This window comes from Streptomyces azureus (genome assembly GCF_001270025.1).
Taxonomy (GTDB): domain Bacteria; phylum Actinomycetota; class Actinomycetes; order Streptomycetales; family Streptomycetaceae; genus Streptomyces; species Streptomyces azureus.
This window is the reverse complement of the sequence record NZ_DF968276.1, coordinates 1-11,182: the sequence shown is the minus strand read 5'-3', so window position 1 is coordinate 11,182 and position 11,182 is coordinate 1. Positions and strand designations below refer to the sequence as shown.

10 protein-coding genes and 1 pseudogene are annotated in these 11,182 nt (G+C 70.4%); 6 read left to right on the top strand and 5 right to left on the bottom strand.

Features of this window, described 5'->3' with window-relative positions; genetic code table 11:
- The first annotated feature begins 173 nt into the window (after positions 1 to 173).
- From AOQ53_RS17455 to AOQ53_RS17440, 4 genes are all read left to right on the top strand, one after another.
- Entirely contained in the window at positions 174 to 722 is a 549-nt protein-coding gene (locus tag AOQ53_RS17455; protein ID WP_059418341.1) for a DinB family protein, read from the top strand.
- 25 nt (positions 723 to 747) lie between these two features.
- Positions 748 to 1,389 (top strand): PadR family transcriptional regulator, encoded by a 642-nt coding sequence (locus AOQ53_RS17450; RefSeq protein WP_059418340.1) that lies wholly within the window; start codon positions 748 to 750, stop codon positions 1,387 to 1,389.
- A 73-nt stretch (positions 1,390 to 1,462) separates the two neighbouring features.
- Entirely contained in the window at positions 1,463 to 2,413 is a 951-nt protein-coding gene (locus AOQ53_RS17445; protein ID WP_059418339.1) for an ATP-binding cassette domain-containing protein, read from the top strand.
- The gene (locus tag AOQ53_RS17440; RefSeq protein WP_059418338.1) at positions 2,410 to 3,171 is read left to right on the top strand and encodes an ABC transporter permease; all 762 of its coding nucleotides are present in this window, start codon (positions 2,410 to 2,412) and stop codon (positions 3,169 to 3,171) included. The genes AOQ53_RS17445 and AOQ53_RS17440 overlap by 4 nt, the downstream gene beginning before the upstream one ends.
- Here the strand turns inward: AOQ53_RS17440 and AOQ53_RS17435 are convergent.
- From AOQ53_RS17435 to AOQ53_RS17425, 3 genes are all read right to left on the bottom strand, one after another.
- Entirely contained in the window at positions 3,168 to 4,574 is a 1,407-nt protein-coding gene (locus tag AOQ53_RS17435) for a glutamate decarboxylase (protein ID WP_059418336.1), read from the bottom strand. The two genes, AOQ53_RS17440 and AOQ53_RS17435, sit on opposite strands and share 4 nt — an antisense overlap.
- A gap of 32 nt (positions 4,575 to 4,606) precedes the next feature.
- Entirely contained in the window at positions 4,607 to 5,893 is a 1,287-nt protein-coding gene (locus tag AOQ53_RS17430) for an ion channel protein (RefSeq protein ID WP_059418335.1), read from the bottom strand.
- 1,076 nt (positions 5,894 to 6,969) lie between these two features.
- Positions 6,970 to 7,344, bottom strand: coding sequence for a YbjQ family protein (locus tag AOQ53_RS17425; protein WP_059418334.1), 375 nt, complete (start codon positions 7,342 to 7,344; stop codon positions 6,970 to 6,972).
- A gap of 134 nt (positions 7,345 to 7,478) precedes the next feature.
- Between AOQ53_RS17425 and AOQ53_RS17420 the strand changes: the two genes are divergently transcribed.
- Positions 7,479 to 8,393 (top strand): DedA family protein, encoded by a 915-nt coding sequence (locus tag AOQ53_RS17420; protein WP_059418333.1) that lies wholly within the window; start codon positions 7,479 to 7,481, stop codon positions 8,391 to 8,393.
- Between the two features lie 55 nt (positions 8,394 to 8,448).
- Here AOQ53_RS17420 and AOQ53_RS17415 read toward each other — a convergent pair whose 3' ends face one another.
- Both AOQ53_RS17415 and AOQ53_RS17410 read right to left on the bottom strand, forming a co-directional pair.
- Entirely contained in the window at positions 8,449 to 10,146 is a 1,698-nt protein-coding gene (locus AOQ53_RS17415; RefSeq protein WP_059418331.1) for a threonine/serine exporter family protein, read from the bottom strand.
- A gap of 113 nt (positions 10,147 to 10,259) precedes the next feature.
- Positions 10,260 to 10,751 carry an inorganic diphosphatase gene (locus AOQ53_RS17410; RefSeq protein WP_031487466.1) on the bottom strand — a complete coding sequence of 164 codons (492 nt, stop codon included), beginning with the start codon at positions 10,749 to 10,751 and terminating at the stop codon, positions 10,260 to 10,262.
- 79 nt (positions 10,752 to 10,830) lie between these two features.
- Here AOQ53_RS17410 and AOQ53_RS17405 point away from each other — a divergent pair.
- A pseudogene (locus AOQ53_RS17405) lies at positions 10,831 to 11,182 on the top strand (D-alanyl-D-alanine carboxypeptidase/D-alanyl-D-alanine endopeptidase); the annotation flags it as partial.

Below are 11,182 nucleotides of genomic sequence, written 5' to 3'. Positions count from 1 at the left end.
CATCGCCATGCTCACGAGCGGCCCTTGACACCCCCAGCCCCGCCCTAACTGAACGGCGTTGGTTCTAGACCTCGTACGAAACGCCGGGCCCTTGCGGACAGAACCTGACCGCAAGGGCCCGTAGCTTCGTCGGTGTCGGGGGAGGTCCCCGGATCCGGCGAAAGGCGGCGGTCATGGTCACTCACGTTCCCGCGGAGACACACGGCGACGAGCGCGGAGCGCTGCTCTCCTTCATCGCCGAGCAGCGCGGCGGCATCCGGCGGGCGGTGCTGGGGCTGACCGACGAGCAGGCCGTCAGCACGCCCAGCGCCAGCGAGCTGTCACTCGCCGGGCTGGTCAAGCACGTCGCCGAGGTCGAGCAGGGCTGGATCGCCCGGGCCAAGGGCGAGCCGCCGGCCGTCCACCGGGACGAGTCCAACTGGCACGAGTGCTTCCGGCTGGTGGACGGCGAAACCGTCGAGGCCTGTCTCGCGTACTACGAGAAGGTGGCCGCCGAGACGGAGTCGTTCATCCGCTCGGCACCCAGCCTCGACGACACCTTCCTGCTGGCGAAGACGTCCTGGAACCCGAAGGACGAGTGGCTCTCGCTGCGCTGGCTGTGCCTGCACCTGATCCGCGAGACGGCCCGGCACGCCGGCCACGCCGACATCATCCGTGAGTCGCTGGACGGCGTCACCGCCCTCGAACTGGTGGCGAAGGAGCAGGGCAGCTCCTGGGACTGACCTCCTGTGGTTCTACGCTGGCCCCATGTCAGCGATCCGTCTCCTCGTGCTCGGCGCGGTCCGCATGCACGGGCGGGCCCACGGCTACCAGGTGCGCAACGACCTGGAGTACTGGGGCGCGCACGAGTGGTCCAACGCCAAGCCCGGCTCGATCTACCACGCCCTGAAGCAGATGGCGAAGCAGGGACTGCTGCACGCGCACGAGGTCGCCCCGTCCACGGCCGGTGGCCCGCCGCGCACCGAGTACGAGATCACCGGGCAGGGGACCGAGGAGTATTTCCGGCTGCTGCGCGAGGCGCTGGTCACGTACGACCAGCGGGGGGACGTGAAGACGGCCGCCGTCGGCTTCGTCGTCGACCTGCCGCGGGCGGAGGCGGTCGCGCTGCTGAAGGAGCGCACCCTGCGGATCGAGCAGTGGCGGGCCTCCGTCCTGGAGCACTACGTCCCCGAGGAGGGGCCCGGACAGCTGGGCCATATCGGCGAGATCATGAACATGTGGGTCCACACGGCCGACTCCGAGGCCGAGTGGACCCGCGGTCTCATCGAGCGCATCGAGGGCGGCGCCTACACCTTCGCCGACGAGGGCGACCCGTTCGTCGGCGTGCTGGCCGAGGACGAGGAGAACCCGTACGCGACGGGGGAGCGGCATCCCGGGGACGACCACTAATCAAATTTGACGAATGGAGGGCCCGGGGTTACCTTTGGGCCTGTAGTCAAGTTTGACTAGCGAGGGAGTGTCTGTGGCCGACACGGCGATCACCGTCGAAGGCGCGGAGAAGAGATACGGCGACAAGAAGGCGCTGGACGGGCTCGACCTGCGGGTGGCGCGCGGCACGGTGCACGGGGTGCTCGGCCCGAACGGTGCGGGCAAGACCACCCTGGTGAGGGTCCTGTCCACGCTGCTGCGACCCGACGCGGGCCGGATCGAGGTGGCCGGGCACGACGTGGTGCGCGAGGCGTACGCCGTACGGCTGCGCATCGGCCTGCTCGGCCAGCACGCCGCGCTCGACGAGGAACTCGGCGGCCGGCAGAACCTGGAGCTGTTCGGCCGGCTGCACCATCTGGGCGCGAGGCGGGCACGCGCGCGTGCCGACGAGCTCCTGGAGCGCTTCGACCTGGCCGGCACCGGCCGCAAGGCGGTCCGGCAGTACAGCGGCGGCATGCGGCGCCGCCTGGATCTCGCGGCCTCCCTGATCACCGAACCGGAGGTGCTGTTCCTGGACGAGCCGACCACCGGCCTCGATCCTCGCGGCCGCGCCGAGGTCTGGAACTCCGTCCGCTCCCTGGTCGGCGGCGGTACGACGGTCCTGCTCACCACGCAGTACCTGGAGGAGGCCGACCAGCTCGCCGACCGCATCTCGGTCGTCGACGCCGGCCGTGTCATCGCCGAGGGCACGGCGGACGAGCTGAAGGCGGAGACCGGCGGCGACCGCATCGACGTGGTCCTGCGCGACGCGGGGCAACTGGGCGCGGCCGTCGCCCTGCTGCCCCTCGCGCAGGTCGCCGTCGACACCGACCGACGCCTGCTGAGCGCCCCGGTGACCGACCGCATGGAGGCGCTCTCCGGGGTCGTACGGGCCCTTCAGGAAGCCGGCATCGAGGCCGAGGACGTCGCCCTGCGCCGCCCGACGCTGGACGAGGTGTTCCTGCACCTCACCGGAGACGACCGCCGAGTGAAGGAGGCAGCGTGACCGCCTACGCCCTGACCGACTCCTGGACCATGACCCGCCGGGAACTCGCCCGCTGGGGTCGGCAGCCGGTCCAGCTGGTTGTCAACCTGATCTTCCCCGTGATGCTGCTGCTCATGTTCGGCTACCTGATCGGCGGCGGCCGGGGGGTGAGCGGCGAGTACCGCGACTACCTGATCCCCGGCATGCTCGCGCTCACCATGGCCTTCGGCCTGGAGGGCACGATGATCGCCGTCACCCGGGACCTCGACAAGGGCGTCATCGACCGCTTCCGATCGATGCCCATGGCCAACGGGGCGGTGCTGGTGGGCCGTTCGGCCGCCGACATGCTCCAGTCGGCGCTGGCCCTGGTGGTGCTGATCGGCGTGGGAGCCGCGCTCGGCTGGCGGGTCCACGGCGGTCCGGTGGCCTTCCTGGGCGCTGTGGGCCTGCTGCTCCTGTTCCGGTTCGCCATGCTGTGGATCGGCATCTATCTGGCGCTGGTGGCCGGGAAGCCGGAGATGGTCCAGGCCGTGCAGATCCTGGTCTGGCCGGTCGGCTTCCTGTCCAACGCCCTGGCCCTCCCCGACACCATGCCCGGCTGGCTCGGCACGGTCGTCGAGTGGAACCCCATGTCCCACACGGCCACGGCCGTACGGGACCTGTTCGGCACCCCCGGCGCGGAGTCCGGGCACGCGTGGGCGGCGATCGTCTGGCCCCTCGCCCTGCTGGCGGTGTTCTTCCCGCTGGCGGTACGGAGGTTCGGGCGGCTGAGCCGCTAGTGATGGAACCCGGTGGCCGTGCCCTTGTCCAGGGTGAAGGGGCGCGGCTGCCGGCGCAGCTCCGGCAGCAGCCGTTCCAGGTCCTGGGCGAGCAGCTCGGCGAGGTCGGCGGAGAAGCCGTTGCGGCACACCACCCGCAGCACGGAGAGGTCCTCCCGGTGCGGCGGGAAGGTGTACGCGGGCACCAGCCAGCCGCTCTCGCGCAGCCGCCGTGAGACGTCGAAGACGTCGTACGCCGTCACGTCCTGGGCAGTCGTGAAGGCGAACACCGGCAACTGGTCGCCCCGGGTCAGCAGCCGGAAGTCACCCAGCGCCTCGATCCGCCCGGCGAGGCCCGTGGCCACGTCCCGCGCGGCCTGCTGCACGGCCCGGTAGCCGTCCCGGCCCAGCCGCAGGAACGTGTAGTACTGCGCCACGACCTGCGCACCCGGCCGGGAGAAGTTCAGCGCGAACGTCGGCATGTCGCCGCCCAGGTAGTTCACCCGGAACACCAGCTCCTCCGGCAGCGCGTCCGCGTCCCGCCACAGCGCCCAGCCGACGCCCGGATAGACGAGCCCGTACTTGTGCCCCGAGGTGTTGATCGACGCCACCCTCGGCAGCCGGAAGTCCCACACCAGGTCCTCGTCGAGGAACGGCGCGACCATGGCACCGGACGCCCCGTCGACATGCACGGGGATGTCGAGCCCGGTCCGCTCCTGCACCGCGTCCAGCGCCGCGCACAGCTCGGCGACCGGCTCGTAGGACCCGTCGAAGGTCGAGCCCAGGATCCCGACGACCCCGATGGTGTTCTCGTCGCACAGTTCGGCCGCGGCCTGCGGGTCCAGGTGGAACCGCTCGCCCTCCATGGGCACCAGCCGGGCCTCCACCTCCCAGAAGTTGCAGAACTTCTCCCAGCAGACCTGCACGTTCACGCCCATCACCAGATTGGGCCGGGCCCCCGGATACCGGTCGGCGTTCAGCCGCGCCCACCGCCGCTTCAGCGCCATCCCGGCGAGCATGCACGCCTCGCTCGACCCGGTCGTCGAACAGCCCACTGCCGCCGCCGGGTCGGGCGCGTGCCACAGGTCGGCGAGCATCGCCACGCACCGCCGCTCCAGCTCGGCCGTGCGCGGGTACTCGTCCTTGTCGATCATGTTCTTGTCACGGCACTCCGCCATCAGCACCCCGGCCTCCGGCTCCATCCAGGTGGTGACGAAGGTGGCGAGGTTCAGCCGCGCGTTGCCGTCCAGCATCAGCTCGTCGCGCACCAGCTGGTGGGCGGTCGCCGGTGCCAGGGGCTGGTCCGGGAGCCGGTGCGTGGGCGGGGCCTCGGCCATGTCGCCGAGCGGGTTGGCGGGGCCGTAGAAGGGATTGACGGACAGTCGGCGCTCGCCGGGCTGACGGGGGCCTTCGTTGAGCGGCAAGGGAGCCTCCAGGACGGGTTCGAGAGCGGGTGTCAGCGGACGGGCGTGCCGTCCGGGTGCAGCTGCATCTGCGGCCGCCCGGTCACCAGCAGCCAGGCCGGCAGCGAGGCGACGCAGAGCAGGGCGAGGATCCCCGGCGAGGCGACCAGCACCGCGGCGACGAAGAGACTGATCCAGCCCTGCCGGGTGATGGCCAGTAGCATCCCGAGCACACCGGCGGACACACCCACCGACGGATGCACCCCGGACACCAGGGCGTGCGCGCACAGACCGAGGGCGGTGCCGGCGAACACGGCCGGGAAGATGCGCCCGCCGCGGAAACCGCAGGACGCGGCGACGAGCAGCGCGGCCAGCTTCACCACCGTCAGGACGGCGAACTCACCGGCCGACCGGCCGTCCGGGTCGTGCGCCAGCTCGGCGATCTCGTCGAGCCCCTTGAACAGCGTCAGATGGCCGCCCAGGGCGGCGAGGCACCCCAGCACGGCCCCGCCCGCCGGGAGCATCAGCATCGGATGCCGCAGCCGGCGGAACGCCGCGTGGACATACGGGAAGGCGCGCACGGCTCCCATGCCGAGCAGCGCACCCGCCGCGGCGACCACGACAGCCGCCGACAGGTCCGCCCAGCCCGGCCGGCCGAAGGACGGCAGGTCGCGGTCGAAGCTCGGGTGGTCGACGAGGGTCGCGGTCAGGGCACCGGCCGCGGCGGCGGTCAGCGGCGCGAACAGGTTGTCCCACAGCAGGCCGCGCGTCTCCTGCCGGGCCAGCACCTCGGAGATCACCAGGGCCGCGGCAACGGGCGTGCCGAACAGGGCGCCGATCGTCGCCGCCTCCGCCAGCGCCGGCCAGATCCTGCCCGGCGCCCGGGGGAGCGCCCGGCCGCCCAGCCAGACCGCCAGGCCGACGTTCACGGCGATGATCGGGTTCTCCGGGCCCAGGCTCGGCCCGCCGGCCAGCATCAGCGCGGTCGCCAGCAGCAACCCCGGCAGCACGGCAGGCGGCAGGACCGGGGCGTCCAGGCCGACCGTGGCCGGATCGGGGCCCGCGTGGCCCGGCACCTTCCACACCACCAGCCCGACCGCGACCCCGGTCGCGACGAGCATCCCGAACATCCACGCCACCGAGTACCGGCCGACCCCCAGCGCGTCCGGCACCGTCCGCCACAGCACGTCCTGGAGCTCCTCGGCGGCGACTTCCACTCCCACCAGAAGCAGGCTGGACGCCACCCCCACGGCCAGGGCGGGCAGGATCGACGGCAGCAAGGCGCGGGCGGCAGTCGCGGGGGTGACGGAGGGAGCCTGCCGCGCGGAGTCCTGGACCACGGGCACACGATAAACGGATCAAAGTGGACAAACGGGAAACACGCTTGTGCCCGCCCATCGGAAGAGCGATTAACTTTCGCCGGCCCGCTGAAATTCCCCGGTCATTGGGCGGGCCCCTGCTCGCCGGTCAATTAGCTCGGAAGTTCAGGCCGCATGGGGTGTTATTTTCGAACACCTTGACGACGGAACTCGTGTGGCAGTGCTGTCTTTCCGGCGCGTGCACATTCGCCGTGACCGTCGGCAAAGCGGAGGGAGCGCTCGTGGCGAGGCACATGGAAAACGCGAGCCCGGGAGTCGAGGCCGCGAACGGCGTGGGATCGGTGGCGAGTGTCGCCGAACAGCACACCGGACTGCTGCTCACCGGCGTGCTGCACGGCCTGCTGGGGTAGGCGCCGCGCTCGCCCACCCCTGGGCCTTCGGCCACCCCGCCGGGCCCCAGTGTGCACGGAATGCCTGGATACCTGGCCGCGCCCTCCGAGCTCCGGCATTGTTTCGGGATAGGTGAGGTACCCGACTTGACATCCGATCCGGCGCCACTCGATTTCCGGCGTCCCGGCTGGTGCGGGGCGCCCTCGTTCGAGGTCTCGTCAACTCCCGCTGTCCCGGCCCGGGGTGATAAATCGGCGCCCAAAATCCATGGCCCAGTCCATATCGCTTTGGTGCGAGCCAACGAAGCTCCCCACAAGCTCTGTTGAGGCGTTACCGTGCGGCTGTCTGACTAACCAACGCGGGTGGTTGCGGAGCTTTCCGCAACCGCTGTAGCAGGCCTCCCACCTCTCGCCCGGTGCCAACTCCTCCGAGGCCGTAAAGGGCGCGACTCCGGGGACCAGCGCGTCTACGGCCTCCTGCACAGGTACCCGATGCGGGAAAGCTCGTGACCTGGAGAACGATCGCCGCGGAGGTCTCCTTCCCCCTGGTCTTCGTTCTGCCCAGGCCCGCGGTGAAGGCGTTTCCCGGCTCGATGACGCTGTTCCACCTGGGAATCGGGCAGTTCATGGGCCTCAACCGCTTTGTGCCGGCCTTCGGCGCCACTCACCACACGGAGGGGCCTCCGGCTGCCGCCGCGGAGGCTGCGGTCACCCCGTGTGCTCGGGCTCGATCACCACGGCCGTCCCGTACGCGCACACCTCCGTGCCGACGTCCGCCGCCTCCGTCACGTCGAAGCGGAACGCGAGCACACCGTTGGCACCACGCGCGCGCGCCTGCTCGACGAGTCGCTCCATGGCCTGGTTGCGGGTCTGTACGAGCGTCTTGGTGAGACCGCGCAGCTCGCCGCCGACCATCGACTTCAGTCCGGCGCCGATCTGGCTCCCCAGATGTCGGGAGCGCACGGTCAGGCCGAAGACCTCACCGAGCACCTTCTGCACGCGGTAGCCGGGTACGTCGTTCGTGGTGACGACGAGGACGTCGGGCCGGGGGCCCTGTCCGCCGCCGTATTCATCGATGCCCATGGTTCACAGCTTTGTCCGGGACGGCCGACAGTGCATCCTGAGTACCCCATGGAACCTGGGCCATCACGGCTGCGTTGATACTTTGAAGCAGCCAGCCCCAGCCCGTCCCCCCAAGCAGCAGGAGCCACATCCCCGTGACCACGCTTGCGCTCGGCCCCGAGTGGCTCAGCCCGGACTATCTGATCTCGACGTTCAGCCTGCCCGGCATCCTGCTCATCGTCTTCGCCGAATCCGGGCTCTTCGCGTTCCTGCCCGGTGACTCCCTGCTGTTCACGGCGGGTCTCTTCGTGGCCGAGGGCACCTACATCACGCAGCCGCTGTGGCTGGTCTGCACGCTGATCGTGATCGCCGCCGTCGTAGGCGACCAAGTGGGCTACATGATCGGCAAGTTCCTGGGCCCGAAGCTCTTCAACAGGCCGAACTCCAAGCTCTTCAAACAGGAGAACCTGGACAAGGCCCACGAGTTCATGGAGAAGTACGGCCCCAAGGCGATCGTCCTGGCCCGCTTCGTCCCGCTCGTGCGCACCTTCGCCCCCATCGTGGCCGGCGCCGGCCGTATGAAGTACCGCACGTTCGTCACGTACAACGTCATCGGCGGCATCGCCTGGGGCACGGGTGTCACCGTCGCCGGCTACTGGCTCGGCCAGATCGACTTCATCAAGAAGAACGTCGAGTCGATCCTCATCCTGATCGTCCTGCTCTCCGTCGTCCCGATCATCATCGAGTACCTCCGCGACCGCTCCAAGAAGAAGCGCGCCGCGTCAGAGGCCCCGGCGTCCCAGCCCCACCCCCCCGTCATGGACGACGCGACGACCCAGCTTCGCCGCATCACCCCGGACGACCAGCCTCACCCGCACGGCAACCAGAACGGCTACAACGACCAGCAGTACTACGGCCAGTACCCCCAGGCCCCGGGCTACGGCCAGCAGCAGCCCTACGGAAACCAGCAGCAGCCCTACGGAAACCAGCAGCAGCCGTACGGAAGCCGGCAGCAGCCCTACGGCACCCAGCAGGGCGAGGGCCAGCCCCCTTACAACGGGGGTTACTGACAGACGCCTCGCGGCCGCCAACGGACAGGAAGCCCGAGCCCACAGGCAAAGGGCGCTAGAAACCCCTGGTCCGCTTGGCGGCCCGCCGCTTCTCCGCGGACCCGATCCGCAGGAACATCCGCGAGATCTCGGACCCCAGGTTCACCCCGATGGCGATCGCCATGGCCAGGGCCACCGCCTTGGACAGCGACACCAGCCCCTCGTCCACCTTGTTCTGCGCTATCGCGAGCAGCCCGAAGTACGTCGCGGAACCCGGCAGCAGAGGCCCGATCGCCGCGGTCGTGTACGGCAGAGCCGAAGCGAACTGATACCGGGACAACAGCTGCCCGAACAACCCCACCAGCCCGGCCGCCGCCGCCGTGGACGCCACCGGCGAGATGTCGCCCGCGTAGTGCATCGCCCCGTACACGATCCAGGCGACACCGCCGTTCAGCGTCACCCACACCACGGTGGATCGTTCCTGCTGAAGCAGCACCGCGAACGCCAGCGACAACAGCATCGACGCGCCGATCAGCACCAGCGGACCGTCGGAGATCCCGAGCGCCGCGTCCGGATTCAGCCGGGCCCCCAGCTGCACGCCGAAGTAGAGCACCATCAGCACACCCGCGACGATGCCCACGAAGAAGTACAGGACCTCCAGCAGACGCGCGGCCGCGGTGATGTAGAAGCCGGTCAGCCCGTCCTGCACCCCCGCCACCAGCGCCCGCCCGGGCAGCAGCGCGAACAGCCCACCGGTGATCACCGCGGAGGCCTTCACATCCACATGGCCGAGGGTCAGCGCGACCCCGATCGCGGCCGGCGGCGTCGCGGCCACCGTGAACTGGTAGAACTCCGGCAGCCCGCGCCCCGCGCACAGCCACGCCAGCCGGTCGCCGAGCATCGCCCCCAGCGCGGCCGCGACGAACACGATCAGATCACCGCCGACGAGCACGGAGGCCGCACCCGCCAGCAGCCCGCTCGCGCCGGTCAGCGCCCAGCCGGGGTAGGGGTGCCGGTTACGGCGGATCTCGGCGAGCCGCCGGTAGGCCTCCTCCAGGGAGACCGCCGTCTCGTCGTCGCTGAGGTCGTCCACCAGCTGGTACACGGCCGCCAGCCGCGTGTAGTCGGTGCCTCTGCGGCGCACGGTCCGCGACGCCGTGACCGGGTCGTCGACGAGCGACGGTTGGTACGAGATCGCCAGCAGCGTGAAGGTGACATTGGGCTCGCAGCGGTCCAGGCCGTACGACCGGCAGACGGCGAACATGGCCGCCTCGACGTCCTCGGCGCCCTCACCGCCCGCGAGGAGCAACTCGCCGATACGCAGCGTCAGGTCGAGCACGCGCGGCACGGCGGGCCCGGACTCGTCGCTGCCGCGCTGGCTCGGTTCCGGCGCCGGCCGCTCCGCCACCGGCATGCGCAGCATGGTGCGCATCCGGTCCTGCCAGGGCACGTCCTTGGTCAGGCTGACCACGGGGATCCCGCTCGGAGGGGTGAACGCCGACGGGGCGTGCTTCGCGCTGTACGTGCTCGGCGGCGTGAACGCCGACCCCTCCGGCTCCGCCGAGGGCACCTGCGAGACGTCCAGCCCCTCCGGCAGAGCGAACTCGGACGTAACCTCGGACTCCGTACCGGTCGCCCTGGGCACGGCGAAGCCCTCGGGGATCGCGAACTCCGAGGTCGTCGACATGTCCCCGTCGACGGCGGCCCCCGCCGGAGGCAGGAACATGCTCCTGGCCTCGTCCGACTTCGGCTTGCGGTCTTCCGCGTCCGTCACTGCCTGGCGCTCCCTGTACGACACGTAAGCCTCAGTACCCCCAGCCTCAGTATGCGCACATACAGGCGAACGGGCCGCACGCGCAGGCGTGCGGCCCGTGAGCATCAGAAGGGTCAGTGACCGCCCTGGTCCTTGAAGCGCTTGTACGACCGCTCGATCTCGGCCTCGGCCTCGGTGCGGCCCACCCAGTCGGCGCCCTCGACCGACTTGCCGGGCTCCAGGTCCTTGTAGACCTCGAAGAAGTGCTGGATCTCCAGGCGGTCGAACTCCGACACGTGGTGGATGTCCCGCAGGTGCTCCACACGCGGGTCCGTCGCCGGCACGCACAGCAGCTTGTCGTCGCCACCGGCCTCGTCCGTCATCCGGAACATGCCGATCGCCCGGCACTTGATGAGGCAGCCCGGGAAGGTCGGCTCGTCCAGGATGACCAGCGCGTCCAGCGGGTCGCCGTCCTCGCCGAGGGTGTTCTCGACGAAGCCGTAGTCGGTCGGGTAGGCGGTCGAGGTGAAGAGTCGCCGGTCCAGGCGGATACGACCGGTCTCGTGGTCCACCTCGTACTTGTTGCGCGAACCCTTCGGAATCTCGATCGTGACGTCGAACTCCACCGGTGGCTCCTCCATGATCAACACATAGTTCTGGTGGTTAAGTGTCCCTCACGCAGGTGTGTGATCGCGAAAGGGGCTGGTGGTCGTGCCGGAGCTGCGTCCTTGGCGGGCCGCGAGACCGCATGTGGTGCGGATCGCGGATGCCGTACGACCGCGCCTGGGCAGGACCGCCGCAGTCGCGAAACCACGGATCGCGCGGCTCGCCCGAGCAGGGAAAGCGCAGGTCGCGCGGGTCACGCGGGTCACGCGGCCGAAGACCTGGCACTACACCGCGGGCGCCACCACCGCCGGTCTCGCACTGGCCGCCGGTGTGGTGACCTCCGCCGGCCCCTGGGACTCCTCGGGTCAGCGTACGGCCGAGCGGGACCGGGCCGCGGCCCTGGGCCGCGCGGGTGGCACAGATCACGGCCGTGCCCCCGGCGCGTCCGCGC

Excerpts from the sequence above, each read along its gene's own strand:
- AOQ53_RS17455 (WP_059418341.1), top strand. The coding sequence starts at position 174 with ATGGTCACTCACGTTCCCGCGGAGACACACGGCGACGAGCGCGGAGCG.
- AOQ53_RS17450 (WP_059418340.1), top strand. The coding sequence starts at position 748 with ATGTCAGCGATCCGTCTCCTCGTGCTCGGCGCGGTCCGCATGCACGGG.
- AOQ53_RS17425 (WP_059418334.1), bottom strand. The coding sequence starts at position 7,344 with ATGGGCATCGATGAATACGGCGGCGGACAGGGCCCCCGGCCCGACGTC.